Source organism: Nitrosovibrio sp. Nv6 (assembly GCF_900110495.1).
In the GTDB taxonomy this organism is placed as follows: Bacteria; Pseudomonadota; Gammaproteobacteria; order Burkholderiales; family Nitrosomonadaceae; genus Nitrosospira.
Genome location: NZ_FODX01000002.1, coordinates 89,534 through 107,650 on the forward strand (window position 1 = coordinate 89,534; position 18,117 = coordinate 107,650).

10 protein-coding genes are annotated in these 18,117 nt (G+C 50.3%); 3 read left to right on the forward strand and 7 right to left on the reverse strand.

What is annotated here, in order from left to right:
* Window positions 1-93 precede the first annotated feature (93 nt).
* The 3 genes from BMX66_RS07195 to BMX66_RS07205 all read right to left on the reverse strand — a co-directional run bounded on the left by BMX66_RS07195 (window position 94) and on the right by BMX66_RS07205 (window position 5,995).
* A complete protein-coding gene (locus BMX66_RS07195) occupies window positions 94-1,947 on the reverse strand; it encodes a ribonuclease catalytic domain-containing protein (RefSeq protein ID WP_090880227.1) in 1,854 nt (617 codons plus the stop codon).
* A 652-nt stretch (window positions 1,948-2,599) separates the two neighbouring features.
* Window positions 2,600-3,916, reverse strand: a complete 1,317-nt coding sequence (locus BMX66_RS15635; protein WP_090880230.1) for an alpha/beta fold hydrolase — start codon at window positions 3,914-3,916, stop codon at window positions 2,600-2,602.
* Window positions 3,917-3,955: 39 nt separating this feature from the next.
* The gene (locus tag BMX66_RS07205; RefSeq protein WP_090880233.1) at window positions 3,956-5,995 is read right to left on the reverse strand and encodes a S8 family peptidase; all 2,040 of its coding nucleotides are present in this window, start codon (window positions 5,993-5,995) and stop codon (window positions 3,956-3,958) included.
* Window positions 5,996-6,447: 452 nt separating this feature from the next.
* On the opposite strand from BMX66_RS07205, the gene BMX66_RS07210 reads away from it, so the two are divergent.
* Window positions 6,448-8,067, forward strand: a complete 1,620-nt coding sequence (locus tag BMX66_RS07210; protein ID WP_255398854.1) for a peroxidase family protein — start codon at window positions 6,448-6,450, stop codon at window positions 8,065-8,067.
* Window positions 8,068-8,239: 172 nt separating this feature from the next.
* Window positions 8,240-9,907 carry a lipoxygenase family protein gene (locus tag BMX66_RS07215; RefSeq protein ID WP_090880239.1) on the forward strand — a complete coding sequence of 556 codons (1,668 nt, stop codon included), beginning with the start codon at window positions 8,240-8,242 and terminating at the stop codon, window positions 9,905-9,907.
* 167 nt (window positions 9,908-10,074) lie between these two features.
* Here BMX66_RS07215 and BMX66_RS07220 read toward each other — a convergent pair whose 3' ends face one another.
* The 4 genes from BMX66_RS07220 to BMX66_RS07235 all read right to left on the reverse strand — a co-directional run bounded on the left by BMX66_RS07220 (window position 10,075) and on the right by BMX66_RS07235 (window position 14,835).
* Window positions 10,075-11,280, reverse strand: a complete 1,206-nt coding sequence (locus tag BMX66_RS07220) for a catalase family protein (RefSeq protein WP_090880243.1) — start codon at window positions 11,278-11,280, stop codon at window positions 10,075-10,077.
* A complete protein-coding gene (locus tag BMX66_RS07225) occupies window positions 11,213-12,796 on the reverse strand; it encodes a Dyp-type peroxidase (protein ID WP_255398855.1) in 1,584 nt (527 codons plus the stop codon). Before BMX66_RS07225 ends, BMX66_RS07220 begins: the two co-directional genes overlap by 68 nt.
* 9 nt (window positions 12,797-12,805) lie before the next feature.
* A complete protein-coding gene (locus tag BMX66_RS07230; RefSeq protein WP_090880246.1) occupies window positions 12,806-14,110 on the reverse strand; it encodes a DotU family type IV/VI secretion system protein in 1,305 nt (434 codons plus the stop codon).
* Window positions 14,111-14,403: 293 nt separating this feature from the next.
* Window positions 14,404-14,835 carry a hypothetical protein gene (locus BMX66_RS07235; protein WP_090880249.1) on the reverse strand — a complete coding sequence of 144 codons (432 nt, stop codon included), beginning with the start codon at window positions 14,833-14,835 and terminating at the stop codon, window positions 14,404-14,406.
* Window positions 14,836-15,468: 633 nt separating this feature from the next.
* On the opposite strand from BMX66_RS07235, the gene BMX66_RS07240 reads away from it, so the two are divergent.
* On the forward strand, window positions 15,469-18,111 hold the full coding sequence (locus BMX66_RS07240) for a hypothetical protein (RefSeq protein ID WP_090880252.1): 2,643 nt from the start codon (window positions 15,469-15,471) through the stop codon (window positions 18,109-18,111).
* Window positions 18,112-18,117 lie beyond the last annotated feature (6 nt).

An 18,117-nucleotide genomic window follows, 5' to 3' on the forward strand; every position in this document is an offset into this window, starting at 1 on the left:
CTGCCGAAGAGTATGAGAATTATGCTGGAGTAGAAATTTCACGACATTTTAAACAAAAATGACGTCATTCGTCACATGAATGGCGATAAAATTTCATGTCTGCACTTTGCGCAGGAATTTCACGTTGAAAGTGAGCTCCAGCAAGTCGATATTCGAAATCTCAACTTCGATATTTGTTTCCGGCGGCATTTCAGGTAATGAGGCGACTCGTGCCACCAGCGGAAGGCAATCCAGCTTCACCAGATTTTCCTTCAATACCTGCGCACCGGTTGTGGTGACGTTTTCCTGCAACAGCCAGCGCAGACACCAATAGCGCTCCATGCTGCGCTGGAAATCCCCGTAGACCTCATAAGCAGCCTCGAAACTTCGCATGAAGATGTGCAGGCTCTCGCTCTCTCTGGTATAAGGCGGCGTTTCTCCGCGCAGCAACGCAACCAGTTGCCGCTGATTAATGAAATCCACATAGCGGCGCATAGGCGAACTTATCCAGGCGTACTGCGAGACGCCCAAGCCCTGATGCGGCGCGGGAGAGGTGCTTATTCTGACTTTGCCGCCCCCCTGGCTGCGATAAATACCGGCAACGCCGTTGTCAGCGAGCTGCTTGCCCCATTCGGCATTGACATAAATCATCAGTTCCGACACCACCTTGTCAATTGGCGAACCCCGCCGGCGCTGACTAATGGAAATGTGATCATCGACAACGCTGAAACAGTAATCGATTCTGTCATTGTTGCTGTCGTTGGTCTTTCCCCTGAGGGCCTCCGCCTTGCAGGCGAAATTCCACAGCGTCAACAACTCTTGACCAAAGGGATGATCGACGATTCCTCTCGCCAGCGTGGATTCGTTAAAGTGCTCCTCCAGGGTATCATGTCTGAGGTTGGCGGCAATCCTGACCTGTTCGACGCGACTGGTCGTGGCGAAAACCGTGAAATCATCCGCCACGTCCAGGTACATCGAGAGGGCTGGCCGCAAGCGTCTTTCGCACAATGTGTAGTGCTGTATCACAGGCTCTGGCAACATGGTGATCTTGCTGCCCGGAAGGTACACAGTCGACAGCCGCTGTGCCGCCACCGTATCCAGCGGCGAGCCTGGCCGGATTCCCAACGTCGGGACCGCAATGTGAATACCAATGCGGAAGCTGCCCAAGGTCAAGGGAGTCACCGAAAAAGCATCATCGATTTCGGTAGTGGTGACATCATCAATGCTGAAGGCAGTCACATCCGCTATCGGCAAGTCTGCCGGATCGCTCAGTTCCCCCTCACTGAGCGCGGCAAAACCAGTACCTTCCGGAAAGTGCTCCAGCAAAAAGCGGTTGAGATGAAAGTCGTGGGTAGAGGGTATCGCACCGCATTTCTCCAGCAACCGGAAGACGCTCAGCTTGCTTGCGCTACAAGCCGCCTCCAGTGCTTTCCACTCGATGGTATTCTTGTCGGGCCGGTAGAGCAGGCTGGATAGCGATGACGCGAATTCTTCCGGCAGAATGAACTCGCTCAGCAACTGCATATAACGCGCCTGCTGTTCCGCCTGGCGGCGCTTTTTTTCCTGACTGGCAAGCGCTGCCTCGAGCGCTTTCGGTGGAGCAGCCTTGTAGCGCCCGCGCCCTTTCTTGTAGAAATACATCGGTGCGCTGTGCAACCGGATCAGCACTGCCGCCGCTTCCTCAGGGGTGGCTGCGTGGCCGAAATAATCCGCAGCCAATGCATCACTGGCAAACTCTGCTTCGCTCTCGCAACATTCCCAAAGAAAATTCGGGTCCAGATCCTCCGCCGTTTTTTGGGCAAGATCCATGAATTCCGACAAGGAAGGCGCGTTGAACCGCAGCAACACGGAAGCTGCCTTTATTTTCGCGCGCTTGCCGTGAGGCGCCTCCACCTGAAGTGAGGTCGTGTTGTCCGCAAGAACCGCGCCAACTTTGAAGGTACCTTCTTCTTCGTAAAAAACGTTCATGAAATAGTTCGCGGCCAATACCGTTAAAATTATAAGAAGCTTAAATACAAAGTCTTAACTCATATCTCAGCCCAAACATACCTCTCCAGAGATCGGACTGAGCCGCTCTGGCCTGGGTAGACTACTTTGTTATGCGGTGGATACCGGTGGCCCGGCACGAGACTTTCCGACGGTCTCGAATTCAAAGAGGCCGCGCCGGAGGAGATCAAGATAATCAATACGTTCGTTTTTTTGATTATATTTCGGGCGAAAAGTTTCTGCCTGCTTCAGTTTTTGCGAGAACGGCCATAATGGCCAACCGAGTTTGAAGATCGGTGGTCAAGTGCATAACGACGGGCGTAAACGTCTATCATGCAGGAGCGCCGCAATAAGCGCCAGTTTTTACGTCCCACAGGTTTAAGCGAATGGAGCGGCCCTGGCGCAGTCTGCCTTTCCGTGCATTCGCCAGGCTCTGAGGAGGAGATCATGGAGGAAAGGGAGGAAAGCCCGCGAAGCGGAGGACCGGGCAATCGGGCAGTGGGGGCGATACCGCACCGCTTCCACCCGCCCCACCCCTGACTAAGGGATACAACTTCATCCGTGAAGTCTTTTTCTCGCTCTGTAGAGCCGCTCCAGCCCCTCCCCCTGACTGACGGGCTGGCTTGATTCATGTTCAAGCTGCGATGGCTTTACGCACCAAGTAGGCGATTTCCTTCCCTTTTACGTCGTTGTGGTCCTTTATAAAATCGCTGGCTTCGAGATTGAAGTACTTACCGGGTTGGAATGCATAACTGGAGCCCACCGAGAGTAGCCGACCGGTAACGGTCTCACCGTCTTCCATTTTCTGTGCTCCATTACGACCCATAGCTCCAAACATGTCGTCCTTATCTCCAAACGCCATGGTCTTATCTCCAATAATGCGGGATGCCAGCGGATACGCGAAACCTACAGCTCTGTCGTTAGGGGTATGCGTTACCAGGACAGGACCTTTGATCCGCTGATTATCGACCACCCCCCGGAAGAATCCCGGCACGTCCTTGGAGAAGCCGTTCTGCGAGAAAGCCGCCTGCACTAACGCCATCGTTTTTATTTTATCGTTTTTGGAATGGGAGGCGGCCGCGGTGACCACGCGGCCCCCGAAGCTATGACCGATCAGGTGAATTCCCTGCACCTGCGTCGCAAGTTTGTCTATAAGGGGAGCGACGCCATTCCGACCCACTGCACCGGCGCGAGTCTTCATCTCGTAGTACGTTGTGTAATTGAGGAGGTTTACGACTGCGGCCTTGAACCCGGAGAAAAACTCCACAAGTCCCGCCGCCCCACCCTCCGGCGGGGTAACGGTCCCCACCCCGAGGGCAAGCGATGCCCCACCCCCAGTACCTGCACTTGCTATTTCCTCATCAAGGTCATCTTCATCGGCCTTCAGATTTTTCATCAGTTCATTGCCGTCGTCCTTGAAGAAACTATCTGACGCATCCTCCTTGGTTGCGGCCCCAGGATCGAGCAATGAGCGCATCTTGTTCGCGAATTCAAGCCGTGCGGAGGATTTTTCCTCGATATCCGGAAGGAGTGCTTTCGCTTCCTCCAGAAGCCGTTGTTGCCCGGGCTCGGTGAACACTTCTTTCATCTGATCGAGCTTCTCCTCGATCGCGTCGATAGAATCCCCGTTTGCACCACCACCCAGGCTGGCAGCTCCTTGTCCTGCGCCCGGTGTGCCGGAAACGGCAACGGAAGCGTCATATTCCTTTGAAGGCCAAATTACCCCAACGATGGCAAAGCTGCGTCCCGGCAGATCGTTGGGCTCGGCAACAGCCGCGAAGTTCTCGAAAAACTCACGATAGAGCGCTTCGGCTCTGGCCTTGTTGTTATTCCATCCGTGCGATATGACCAGGACGTCCGTGACCCCTGCCGGCAGTACGACTTCACCGGTTGGACGGCCATTCTTGTCGAACTGTGCTTCAATATACGGAATTCCCGCGATGTCATTCATAATGTGCTCCTCCTTTTATTATGTTATTGACCTGCGAGCTCATACTGACTGAATGGCGCGCATCAGATCAACGAGACCCTCGCCCTGAAAGTAGCGGTCGCGCCGCAGATCCGTGGCGGAGGCAAGGAAGATATCCTTGACGCGTTCCGCCTTGCCGATGAATTCGGTCCGCACGGACAGGAATGCGGCGATCACGCCGCTGACATGGGGAGCCGCCATACTCGTGCCGCTGGTTTCTACGTAGTCGCACTCCATGCCACGCGCGCCCTCGCTTTTCAGGTGACCCGCTGCGCAAGAGAGAATCTTCTCGCCCGGAGCGACGAGGTCCGGTTTGAGGCGGCCATCGCCCGTCGGCCCTTTGGAGGAAAAGTACGATACGCCATAAATATGCGGCATATCGCGGTGCGTCGAGCCAACGGTAATGGCCAGGTCGGAATTGCCGGGGTCATTGATTGTCAGGGCCATGCCCGCGGCTGTGGCGCCATTGGTGGACTTCAGCGTTCCGTATCCGGTATTGCCAGCCGCAACAACAACGACAACGCCGGTTTTTACCAGACGATCCACCTCTACGCAAAGCGGACTCTGACCACACGCAAACCACTCAGGCTCGAAAGAATATCCGAGGCTTATATTTACACCGTGAATCAGAAGTCTCCGTCCATAACCATTGATTTCCTGCACGTGACCGATTGCGGCGATAAGATTGCTCACGCTGCCTTTTCCATTTTCATCCAGCACCCGCAAGCTTACGAGCTTGCACCGCGGAGCCATGCCGCTCATGCCCTCGACGAGTTTTATCGGCTGATATTCGATATCCTCGGAGTCTTTTTTCACATAGCGCGAGACCGCGACAGGAACTCGCACAGCCGGCCTGGATGCATAGAAGGACGCGTTTGGGGCCGCAGGCGCATCGATTGGAACGGACCATTCTCCAGCAATAATCCCGGCGACATGCGTGCCATGTCCATTTTCGTCATCGAAGGCGCCTGCGCCATCTATCGTGAAATCCTTATGCCATTTTGAGTCTGGATCGACGTTATTGTATTTACGGAAGTGCTCATGATCGTGCTTGATTCCCGAATCCATAACAGCCCATGTGATTCCCGCACCATGCGCCGAAAAAGAATTTTGCGCAGCATCGGCTTTCACGGTGGCGATTGATTTATTGATATACGCGGAAATCTCGAAGTCCGGCCAGATACGAAAGATCGCGCGAAATTTGCTCGGATTAACTTTCGGTGCACCGGTCGAATTGTCCAGGCTCTCACCCCGATTTCTGGCCTTCGCCTCAGACTTGGCCGCGTCGATATCGAGATCGACAAGGGCTTGAATAACCCGTGCTTCCAGCCGTGCAAATATGTAGCTGCTTTCACGCTGATCTTTCCTCAGGTGAACATCCTGGCCGGCGTCGCGTACCCTCACGTTTTCTTTTGCCTTCTCGACATTCCTGAAAACCCAGCGCCGTGCAGCCTCACGGCCACCCGGGTATTCAAGGTTGAGATCAATGATGACATCATATCGAGCAGGATGGATCTTGATGATTGGCTTAACCCTCGCCTCACCTGATGCAGATAAGCGGTCATTCGCTGCCAGCAAGCGCCGGATGACAGAAGCGTGCAGATTAGCAAAACTATATGACCCATCCCCCAGGATGGGGCCAATCTTTTGCGTATGGATTGCCTCTTTGAGTGCGCTGTGCCGCCTCTGCTCCATCACGGCCACATTCCCATAAATGGCGTCGCGATCCTGTGTGGAATCATCCGGAACCTGGTTCCCCTCGGGCAAGATCTCTTCAAGGCGTTTTTTTGATGCTTCCACAGCACGAGTTTTGGCGCGCTCTGCCATCTCGACCACAAGCTCCCGTATCTCCTCCGGCTTACCGGGATATTCCCTGTTGTACTCGATCACAGCATTGAACTCCGGATCGAAGGGGTGCTCATCCTCAAAAGCTTTTATTCGCCGCAGTTCTTCCTCCATCTCTCGGAGAAGCGGGATAGCGATGACCGATCGGTCTAGCACTACCGGATCAAATGGCTTGACACGGGCTTGTTCTTCGGGCGGACGGCTGGTTGATGACATTGAATTCCCTTACTTGCCTAATAGCAGATGAAAGATCACGACAGTTTTTATCATAGTCCATTTTATGGTTTTTCCAACGACTGGCTAATACGAATTGCGCCGAATAAATGTAACCGGAAAGCATTTTAAGAAATAACGTTGCGGCATATCAGAGATTACCGAAAAGGAGACCTTGATATGGCAAAGAGTCGGTGTCCGTCGCAATTGGACGATCGATGAGCGTGATGTGCGCTACCGTACTGAAGTTTATTTGCATGTTCCTATTATTCATGGGTCTTCGTGATCGCACTCTTCTTCCATGATTCAGGAGCCAGAGTCATGAGTTGCGCTTCCTCATTCGTTCATCTTCTCTCAGTTATAAATCGGCCGTGTCTACACTAACGTTTTAACAACAAAGAAGAATATGCAAGTCATCAATGTTTGCCGCATGAACGAAAAAGAGGTATGGGATTATGGATGACTTTTTTCGGATCGTTTTTTGGATTGCAAACAGGTTCCCATGGATCGCCAGGATCGCCTCCCGGATAACGTGGTTGCGCCGGTTTATCAGTAACATTTATATCAATTGGCAGGCCTATGCCACAAACCCTCGGCCCAGGCCGTTTTCAATGGCTTCGTCGTATACAACATGGCAATCGCTGACCGATAGGTCATTTACCGGACGACATCTGCCAGAGGCGGAAGGAGATCAGAATCTTCCGAGCATAGAGAAAACTGTTGATCTATGGCGAAGAAAAGAGAATAAGGAAATACCTTCGGTCGATACAAGCATACTATTTTCTTTCTTTGCCCAGTGGTTTACAGATAGTTTCCTCAGGACAGATTTTCTCGATCGTCGAAAAAATACATCGAACCACGCAATTGACCTCTGCCAAATCTATGGTTTGCGTGAAGAAATTACACATTATCTACGGTTACAAAAAGATGGAAAGCTGAAGTACCAAATTATCGATGGAGATATTTATCCTCCCTACCTCTTTAACGTTGACGAGACGACGACGGGCAATTGGGTGTTCGCCAATAAAGAATTCGAGAAGTTGCACCCCCGGCACGCTTTGGATTTTATTTTCAACAATGTTCCTGAAAAGCGGCTAAAACGCATGTTTGCCGTTGGATTGGAGCACGGCAATTCGTCGATCGGCTATACCATAATAAATACACTCATGCTGCGTGAGCACAATCGGATTTGTGACTTGTTAAAAGAAGCCTATTCAAACTGGGATGATGAACGCCTGTTTCAGACGGCCAGAAACATCATGATTGTGCTGCTGATTAAAGTGATCTTGCGAGATTACGTCTCGCGCTTTACACAGTTTGGTTTTACCCTCGACCCATCCCCTGACTTGGCGGAAAGGCAGCGCTGGTACCGCACCAACTGGATCTCCCTGGAATTTAACCTCCTATACCGCTGGCATTCAATGGTTCCAGAAAACTACGTGGTCGGTAACAAGTTATACAAGCTGGATGAATTTCGTAACAACACCCCTTTGGTAACTCAACATGGTATTGGGACGCTGATAACGGCTGCATCAATACAAAGAGCCGGTCGTATTGGTCTTCACAATACGCATAGTTTCTTTTTCGATCCGATTCCTATCGGTGACGATAATAGAAGTGTCATGGAGCGCACGATCGCAATGGGACGCCAGGCCAAGTTGCGCTCATTCAATGACTATCGCGAAGCATTCGGCATGCCTCGCTTGATGAGTTTTGAGGAGTTAACAGAGGATAAGGAACTACAGCGAGAACTGAAGGAGCTCTATAAAGACCGGATCGAAGATCTGGAGTGGCAAGTCGGTATATCCGCGGAAGATCATGATGAAGGCTTCAGTCTTGGACGCCTTATGGTACGGATGGTTGGTTACGATGCGTTTACCCACGCGCTGACAAACCCGCTTGTATCGATCTACGTACACAACGAAACAACATTCTCAAAGGTTGGACAATCTATTATTGAAGAAACAAACTCACTTGCGGATATTGTTGGTCGTAACGTAAAAGATAGCGATACGGTCGTTGCAAGCTTCCAGACATCTACTCTGTCACCGGCAGCTAACGGTATTTGGACTTAAATGTGGAAGCACGCTCGAATATCAGGATGCTTTTTGGTTTGACTGGTCACGTTCAAACCGGAAATGCGCGATCACGTTTAACGGAATATGCATCGCAGTAAAATTCCTGACATCGTGCATATAGAAAAGCTGCAGAAACTAGGCGAACTTTATTTTCTGTAAAGGAGGCCCCATGTCGAACAAGCTGCCGCAAAACGAAGAAAATGTACACAAAGTAGAAGATCGGAAAAATTATCTTCTTCAGAGGCAAGCCCAGTATCAATACGCCTACGAGTATGTCAATACTATTGCTGTCGTGCGTGAACTGCCGCGGCAGGAGAAACCTGGGTTTGGATATTGGCTCCGCGGGGGGATGAATCTTTTACAGTTGATTCCAAGTTTACCCAGTCTATCGGTTACTTTTTTGCGCTACCTGCTCGGCAAGCCGATGGGAAGCTATCGAGACTACGTTTTTTATCCGTCCAGTCCTCCAAACCCCGATCTGGTTGATAGCTTCCAGCAAGATCTGGTATTTGGTCTGCAACGCGTCGTCGGGGTAAATCCTGTGATATTGCGCGCTGTAACCCGCCAGAATCCTCTACCGGAAAAGCTGCCGGAATCAGAGATCCGACAAATTTTTGAAGAGCAGATTGATGAGATTGACTATGCAGCGGCTACTGAGCAAAAGCGCGTATACGTCCTGGACTATGCGGACTTACATGTATTGCAGTCAAATCCGGGATATATCGACGGTGGCCAAAAACAATATATCACCACTCCGATCGTCATATTATTTCTGCAATCTGATGGAATGTTGCGGCCGATTGCCATACAGTTATACCAGGATTCCAGGCCCGATAATTCAATCTATACCTCAAAAGACGGCAACCTTTGGCTGACAGCAAAGATGTTCGCGCAAGTCGCAGATGGCAACCATCACATACTGTATACCCATGCGACCCGCATCCATTACGTCATGGAAGCCATCATCATGGCTTCACGCAGACAGCTTTATAAATCTCACCCGCTCTATATTCTATTAAATCCACATCTTCAATATACACTCAACGTTAATCACCAGCACATCTTCCTGAAAGATCGGAAAGGACGCCCGGGCCGATATGGTGAGTTATTTGCGGGAGACTATGATTCGATGACTCAGTGCATGGCCAATGGCATGACGACCTTTAATTTTAAAGAATCCGCCTTTCCTAATGATATTGCGAAGCGGGAAGTCGATAATCCTGATCTTTTTTATCCCTATCGCGATGATGGCATTTTGCTATGGAATGCAATTCAAAGCTTTATCAAAGAATATGTCGATTTATATTACAAATCTGAAGCAGATGTTACCGGAGACCATGAAATTCAGGCATGGGCAAATGATATCAGTGCACGAGATCGCGGCAGAATCCCCGGGTTTCCTGCCAGATTCGATTCCAGGCAAGAGCTAGCTGAGACTCTCGGTCATATCATTTTTTTATGTACTGCTTTTCATTCCTGCATTCACTTCAACCAATACAAATATCCGGGGTTCGTTCCCAACATGCCGCATTCAGCTTATGCGCCACCTCCGGCGGGAAAAAACACTGAAATCGATGCAGCCGATTTGTTGAAGTTTCAGCCAGCGTTTCGAGCCGCGTATTCCCAGACCTGGACCTATTTCTCGACAAATTTTCGTGTTAACTCAATCGGTCAGTACGAGCTACAGCAATTCGATCCTGAGGCGCGCGATGTGATAAAGCGATTCAGAGACAGGTTAAAAGAAATAGAAGGGCAAATTGATCAAAGAAATAGCAGCCGCCCTTTCAGCTATGATCGCATGAATCCAAGATTCATTCCAAACGGTGTGACCATTTAACGAGAAGGCTATGACAGCAAATCAATTTTAAGTATCAAAGTCTTTCTTGGTGCCAGGAATGATTGGTGGATGCGTAAGCTTCCCCACTGTGCAGACAATTCAAAAGTAGAATTTTCCCTGCGAGCAATCGCTCGCGGAACACAACAGAGGCAGATGCGATAACAATACTAATCGAGTATTTCATCCCCGGTTGGTTCAAGATGTATGGTTTGATTCATCTCCTGCCGAAATTTGGATAACTCATAATACATTCTAAAGCGCGCTCGATTCAGATTGCCTAATGGCCTATGCTCGGGAAGGCAATGCCAGGGATTCATTTTCAGTCGTTTGGCAAACTCAAGGTACGCCTCGGTATCAAATTTTTGTTTCGGGATATGAACGGTAGCAGCAGGAATAAACGGGGAAAGCTCTTCGGGCCAACGTACCGAACCATCTTCGATGGGCATTAAATGGGGATCTGTCTGTAACTGAATCATAAGATCAAACTCAACATCTTTCTCATTCAAAGTCTTGATCATGTTCTCCCGTAGATAATTGAAAGGCGGTGTGCCAAATGGCAGACCAGGAATATGAGTTTCAACTTCTGGCGTTTTTGGCACGAATGAGTACATCATGGCCTGTCCTTCACCCAATAGATAGGGGGTGCAACTCCAGTAACGTCGTCCCAAGGGGTTATACTGAGTTTCATTCCACAGACTCTGCATGAAGAAGTCAAGCAAGTGGGAATCCTTCGGATTGAGAAAATAATAAAGCGTCATATCTACCAGGCTCCAGTATTGGAGTTTGGCATTTTCCCGCGTGTTGGGCGTGACAAACGTCGCGCCGCCACTGGTTGTTATAAAATCCTGCGTAAATTTTTCCTCACTCATGAGCTTTTCGCCCGGAACACCCATGAGTTTCACCGCCATACTCATAAAACCTACATCATTAATGTCAGCAGGCACATTCGGCCCCGGTCCGGAATAGCGTACATAGGCAGGGTAGCTGCGTGGATTGGCAAAAACACCTATGCGACAATGTTCCGGCAAATCATCTCGTATGGTTACCGTGGCACGCACAATACCGTGTGTTTTTGTATTACCGCCCCGCTCGTACCCCCCCGGCTTGAAACGCCCGCGCATCTGATCCATCATGAGGTCGATAATTTTATTTAAACTCTCTTCCTCATCCGGGTAGAATTTTTCTTCAGCCAGTTGCAGGCCTTCGTTCTTGCGTCGCCGGTTAATCAAAAACTGGATAAACTTCGCGCTGGGCTCGCGAAAGAGATAGTTCCACTGTGGACGAAACCAGGGTTCTAATCGGCGCTCAATGCGTAGCAGCTGAATCAGAAAATTGTGAATAGCTTTTAGTATCCGGTTCTTGATCTTCGTCATGATGGCTATCACTCCCGTTAGCAGGTAAGGCCGAAATGTACTTTAGTGCACGCAGCCCAGGCATAAAGAAATATCCGCCACCATGGGTGGTAACAAACTGCGGCAAATGACTGGTTTTCTGCATCGGCCCGGACTGACCGGGACAATTAAAATGATCAGTACCTTCACCGCTCATTAACGGTTCGCGATTCCCCAGCAATGGGTCTCTTTCCTCTTGCACCCCATTAAATTTACTATTCATGGTCCAGGCATTCTGAACAAATTCAAACTGCCGTGATATGTTGGCTACGAGACAAATAAACTGCAGACCACGTTCGCTGGCAGGCGCATCCGGTTTGATGGCATCTTCCGGCGCAAGTGCTGGTCCATAACTGCGACCACGTCGCAGCAAACGATGAAAACGGGAAGAGGCAACCAGATCCTCGTCCGGCCTTTGACCAAAACCTAATATCTTGATCAACCGGCTGATAAAGCCATTTACCCCCGGTGGCAGGTCGCCTGTGCGTGGGTTGGATCGACGGATATGTGCACCAAGCGGGCAATGGTTCCCATTTGGGTCCTGGTCGAAGGTAAAATCGTTCCAATGATCTTCGCGTGGGATACCTGGAATGCGTTCCGCAATCAAAGGCGTGCCATTACGTTCTCTACCTAGCATCGCTGCAGCAAGTTGTTCTCGTTTTTGCGGCACGTGATCCGACACCTTGTCAAGAAACTGCCAAAAACCGGCAACATCCTGGCCCAGGTGCCGAAGCACCAGATATGTTCCATTACGACCAAAATCCTTCCATGCGGGGTCATTGTTGGCATTAGGCAGCAAGGTTGCAAGTTTGTCTTTCCTGGGATCGATGAGCGGTCGCGCAGTGTATTGCCCATATTCATTGGGATAGCCAAGCACCATCTCTCCAACAGCAAGCAAGTTGGAAAAACTATCGCGTTCATGTATATCCGTGCTTTGTCGCTGCGTCCAGTCAATTGTTGGTTGGCTGATGCCATCGTGGAATCCGAAAGATTCAATGTCGCCTATATAAAGTGTAGGTAATTCTTCCAGCAACAGAAATGCCCCTGAGAAATGTTCACCTTCTACAGTTTTTCGCCAGGCTTCAATATTCCCTTTTCTGGCATAAAGCAGTAATAAAACATGCGGCACTTGTGCCGCATTGCCACCCCACTTCCACCGTTGCGGTGCATTGCGGCCCACATCGCCCAAGCGGCGAGAGCGGCTTTCATCTCCTGCCATACCCACGATGAACTCATCGGAGAAGCCATCGACAACTGATTCCTTTAGTCCCAGTGCACGCAGACCTTCTACAGAAAAGGCAATCTGCACCGCCGTAGCCGGCGGAGGATCCTTCGTAATGGCACTGTTGATCGGCACCGTATTCAGCCATTGTTTAGCCAAATCAACATTCGCAATATTCAGCAACATGAAACAGGTATCCGTTAATTTCCCATATCCAAAGCGTAGCAGTCCCTGCAGATCATCGAATTCAAAGTCGCTTGATTTTTTCATTTCCATACTCCCTGCTCAGATCAGGCTGAGCCATTCACTGATTTCCGCATCATTGGATTGGCGAACTTCCACGCCTTGCCGAATACGACTATTTCGCGCCAGATCAACGACTGTTAGTCCGGGGTAGGCTTTATACCAAACCTCTGTGGGTATCTGATGTCGCCTTTGCGTATATTTGAACGCATGCTCCCGATGTGCGCCTTCTTTAATAATCCACCTCGTGGTAGGGTAGCCGACAGCATTGCTAAAGATGAGATTCAAGCCCCAGCCGACCTTATTAATAAAATCGTCCATATAGCTTTCATGGCTACCATCGTAATTACTGGCGAAAAAAACTCTATGGTTATTATCCATGAGCACCCAATGGGCAAAATGGATCGTTTTTATTCGAGCGAGAAATCCACGGTTGTATATGTGCCTGGCAAAATAGTCAGTCAGCAGGAGTATGAATTTGAAAGTCAGTAAGCGGAACAGGCCAGGTTTCACATCACCAAACACACTGTACTGATTAGTGACATCCCAATCTTCCTGCACTGTAAGTTCTGCTAAATGTTTACGGCTGGGTCGGATAAAGAGCTCAGGTTCTGAACGTTCCAGCATTCTCAAGCGTAGCGCGAAGAAAGGAGCGATAACCAACAATAGCGGGGATAGAAAAAGTATGATCAATGGAATCCCGATCTTATGCAGGAGATTGCGGATTTTCCATTCACGAGGTGTGGGTTCCGGTGGGGATAACGTAAGCCTGCCTTTATATTTTTCCAATTCGACGTAAGACAACAGCTTTTGCCTTAAGGCACGGACATTCTCCCGGCCATCGTCATCAACAACCTTCTGTAAATAGGTAGACAAACTTCGATGTAGCGCTGCTTCTTCATGGATTTGCCTGACCGTTCGACCGATCCAGTTAACATAATTGGCGTTAGCATTTATATTGTTTGCTTTCATCCATTCCAGCAGATTTTGATCTTCCTCAGAAAAACCTTCGCAATGAGAAAAGATTTTTTTTAGACCTGATTCCGCATGCTCCACGAGTTCTAGTAAAAAAGTATGTACATCTCCATCAATGTCGCCAAGAAAGGCAAGTGTGGGTAGCCACGGTCTTGGTGTTACACCAAATTCTTTAATTTCGTGTGCGGTTCTTGCTTCTATGATTACAAAACGCGCAACATGCAAGCGATCAAACCTCCCGAATGAAATCAACTCATTGTCCGGGTCAGCATGACCAGGTATTTTGTTCATCGAGGCGAATAATGTTCGCAGGTTTTTCAACTGCCCATCACGTACAGTCGCAACAATCAAGAAGCTGGATTGGGGTGTCATAGTTTTCTATCTCAAGTAAACATTTATACGACTTCCTTTTATAGATTCACCCGGCCTTCTTGGCGGGGTATCGGTATAGGTTGTTGGCTGTCCGGACCTCATGTCTGGTTTCAAGGTACCAACGGTGCAACATGACGGGCGTCCAGCTTGCCGCAGCCCCTTGGCTCAACACTTTACTTTGAGAGGCGGCCTGCTTTGCCAGGTCTTTCGTCAAATTCTTATCGAAGGAAATCCACCAGTCGCTTCCCTCCCTGGGCTCGAAGTTCGCCCCAATGGGTATGCGGCGGAGCCGCTCAGAACTGCAGGAAGAAATGTATTAACTGTTTCTTGCCCCAGTAAACCTTGCCCAAATATTGCTTGTCTGCGACCTTGCGAATTTCGTCGCGTATCCTTTGCGCAACCACCGATGTCTCTGAATAATCAAGGACGATGCACGGCTTCTGGTCGAACCAGCTGTCGCCCTTGTAAACCCTGGCAAGGATGGCGCGAAGGCCAAAGGGCGTAATCTCGTTCTTCAACGTACCGCTCTTGGCGTCGAAGATCTTGCCCTGCCAGGCAAAATAATTGACTATCTGTGCAATGGCATGATTGTAGCCGGCCCCCGGTGCGATAATGGCCGTACCCTTTGCTTCACCGTCGGGAATCTCCCCGGATTCGCTGGCAGAAAACAATCTGTCAAGCTCGTCTTCAGACATCTTGATCACCTGTTCAATATCGTAGGCCATTGTTACCTCCCTATCTGTATTGCATATCTACAACACATAAGCCCCAACCATCGGCGCGGCCAGGACCATTCCCTGGTACATCACTCAGACTGCTAAGCCGGTTGCGGAAACTCGAATAAATCGTACTTTTTCAGGTCACCCAACCTTGGCAGCCCTGTCGGACCCTGCCTTGCGCCCCTCAACGGCCAGTTCTTTTCCTTCAGCAGATTTGTGCCGCAGTGTGCATTTTTTCGCGCGTCCTGATTTCATCATATATCTGTTCTTCATTTAGTCAATCCGATTTCCGGCACATTGACAGAGCGGAAAAGGGCTCTTTGGATGTCATTATGTTTCGTGGTTGGGCTGGATTTGCGGCCATCCAGAACAGCTTTTTATCTTCGCAAATAACACGCTGCCGATGCCCCGGTGGAATTTCTTGTATTTTCAGGAATCGCGCCTAGACTGAAATCAGCAGAGCGGAACACGTTCCACACGGAGTCTAAAGAGGGTGCGAGAGTTGAGTATCAATATGCCAATATCCATGGCCTCCACACGGTTTCCCGCGATGCGGCTCAGCGTTTGATTGAGGTACTTCCAGCACGTCCAATATAAGCCGAGGTTATACCAACATCTGATTTATCGCAGGAGGCTGCTATGAAATCCAGAATGGCTGCTATCACCTTCATTGCAACGGGACTGGTTATATTCATGGCCGGTTGCGCTTACAAGCGCCCCCCCTGGATCGCGACAGAGTGTATCGAGGGCGCGTACGCGAAGGCGGGCGCAGTCAAAGATGAGGCGCAATGCGCGAAAAGATCGGCGGAAAGCTTTCCTGGTGCGGACGAGGATTACTTCAAGGATATGGACTATGGCATCAGCCAGCAGCCGGACAAGGTTGTTGCCGCACTGGAACCATTTTTGCCAGGTATCTCCCGCACACCCGAGGACGCCGTAAAAGCCGTGGTCAGAGGCCGTAACAACTGGATCGTCTGGACGGGTGGCAACGATAAATTCTGGGATCATCTCAACATTAACAGCGAGGGAAGTTTCGATCTCCTGAAGGTCCTTTCAAACCATCCCAGTCTTATGAAAAATCCGGGATACAGCCGCGACAATCGCTGGTATTGGTTTGGTCTCGTCAATGAACCCTGCTTCAAGAAAAACGCCGATCCACAGGGTAAACCGATAGGACGCAGGGATCGCTTTGGCCTTTATCTGGATGTGCGCGATCCGAACTGCGGACCGGATCCTTTTGAGAATGAGCAAAAATATCCTGGCGTCAAGATCGGCTCACGTGGCAAGACAGTACCGATAGGCTCCTACTATGGCTACGCAAGTGGCATCGTAGGGCTACGACTATTCCCCAATCCGGATTTCGATGAAACCGCGAGAAAGCGTTGGGACCCCGAAAGGTTTTATACCGATCCTTCATATTATAACGACGCCAACCTGGTCAAGCCCTATCGCGTAGGCATGTCGTGCGGATTCTGCCATGTCGGTCCGAACCCTTCCAATCCGCCGAAGGATCCCGAGAACCCGGAATGGAGTAATCTCAATTCGAACCCGGGCGCACAATACTTCTGGTTCGATCGGGTGTTCGCCTACGAGGCCGATAAGAACAGCTTTGCCTATCAGTTTCTCAGCACTAATCGACCTGGTGCATTGGATACTTCTCTGATCTCAACCGATTATATGAACAATCCACGTACCATGAATGCGATTTACAACCTTGGGCCGCGCATGAAGAATGCGCTCCGCTGGGGTTACGAAAAACTGACGGGCGGCGAACTGAACAATAAACAGTTTAATGACTATGAGATTCCTCCCGATAGCGTGCTGAGAGAGTTTTTTAAAAGTCCGGATAGAGTGGCTACACCGCTGGTTCTCAAGGACGGGGCAGATTCGGTGGGAGCGTTGGGTGCTTTAAACCGGGTTTTCGTGAACATCGGTCTCTTTAGCGAGGAGTGGCTCCAGCACTTCAATCCACTGATTGGAGGAAAACCGTTTACTCCTTTCCCGATTGCGACCGCGGCAAAGAATTCCAGCTATTGGAGGGCAACGGAGAACCAGACGCTGGACACATCCTTGTTTTTCCTCGCCGCAAGCAGGCCGGATTATTTGAAGGAAGCACCGGGAGGCGAGCGCTATTTGACCACCGACGCGGGCACGCTGAAGCGCGGCAAGGAAGTGTTTGCAGAGAATTGCGCCGGGTGCCACTCGAGCAAGCTTCCCGAGAAAGCGGTGAAATTCTTCGGCAACGATGGCTGTGTCGGCCCGGATTATCTGAATTGCTGGAACCAGTACTGGAACTGGACCAAAACTGACGAGTTCAGAGAACAAATGAAGGAGATAGTATTAAAAGAAGATTTCCTCGACGACAATTTCCTCTCTACCGACCTGCGGATACCAGTCACGCTACTCGAAACCAACATCTGTGCTTCCCTCGCCACAAATGCTCTCGAGGGCGATACCTGGGATAATTTCTCATCCACCTCCTACAAGAAGTTGCCTTCGGTTGGCAGCACTACGATTCATCATCCGCTAACGCGGAAGCCCCAGGCATACTCCATGCCGGGTGGCGGCCGCGGATACATTAGACCGGCTTCCCTCGCAAGCCTCTGGTCAACGGCACCGTTCCTGCTGAACAACACCTTGGGCAAGTTCTATCCCTCGGGTTCAGTTGAGGACAGGATGAAATCCTTCGACAGCGGTATAGAGCAGCTACTCTGGCCAGAGAAGCGCTACTGCGATCAAAAAGATTTGTACGCTGTGACTGATCATTACACTGAGGAATATGGGGATGGGGGGAAAAATAGTTGCCAGGACCGCACTTACCTCACCCGATCCGGCAAGGAAGTACCGGGCATTATCGACCGAACCTGGGCAAGGAGCTGGGTGCTGATACCGGAGGGTTATCTCCCCTGGTATGTCAGGCTGCCTATCCACGACGGCGTACTGGATCTCGGACCGATACCCGCCGGCACTCCTGTCAGTCTGCTATCCAATCTGGACCTGGAAAAGAGGGGCGACGAGGTCAAGCCTCTCCTTAAGAAACTCAAAGGGCATCTTGGGGACCTTATCCTGACCAAAATAAATCCCGACCGGATTACGGACGAGGAACTGCGGGAAGTCTACTCCGATCTTGTCGATCCTCTACTTGGTGTGAGCAAGTGCCCGGACTTTGTTGTGAACCGGGGACATTACTTTGGAACGGATTACCTTCCCGCAGATGAAGGTCGGCCGGTCCTCGGTGAGAGCGACAAACGGGCATTGATCGAGTTCCTCAAGACTATGTAATCATGA

Coding starts and splice junctions, on each gene's coding strand:
- BMX66_RS07195 (WP_090880227.1), bottom strand. CDS start 1,947: ATGAACGTTTTTTACGAAGAAGAAGGTACCTTCAAAGTTGGCGCGGTT.
- BMX66_RS15635 (WP_090880230.1), bottom strand. CDS start 3,916: ATGAATGACATCGCGGGAATTCCGTATATTGAAGCACAGTTCGACAAG.
- BMX66_RS07205 (WP_090880233.1), bottom strand. CDS start 5,995: ATGTCATCAACCAGCCGTCCGCCCGAAGAACAAGCCCGTGTCAAGCCA.
- BMX66_RS07210 (WP_255398854.1), top strand. CDS start 6,448: ATGGATGACTTTTTTCGGATCGTTTTTTGGATTGCAAACAGGTTCCCA.
- BMX66_RS07215 (WP_090880239.1), top strand. CDS start 8,240: ATGTCGAACAAGCTGCCGCAAAACGAAGAAAATGTACACAAAGTAGAA.
- BMX66_RS07220 (WP_090880243.1), bottom strand. CDS start 11,280: ATGACGAAGATCAAGAACCGGATACTAAAAGCTATTCACAATTTTCTG.
- BMX66_RS07225 (WP_255398855.1), bottom strand. CDS start 12,796: ATGGAAATGAAAAAATCAAGCGACTTTGAATTCGATGATCTGCAGGGA.
- BMX66_RS07230 (WP_090880246.1), bottom strand. CDS start 14,110: ATGACACCCCAATCCAGCTTCTTGATTGTTGCGACTGTACGTGATGGG.
- BMX66_RS07235 (WP_090880249.1), bottom strand. CDS start 14,835: ATGGCCTACGATATTGAACAGGTGATCAAGATGTCTGAAGACGAGCTT.
- BMX66_RS07240 (WP_090880252.1), top strand. CDS start 15,469: ATGAAATCCAGAATGGCTGCTATCACCTTCATTGCAACGGGACTGGTT.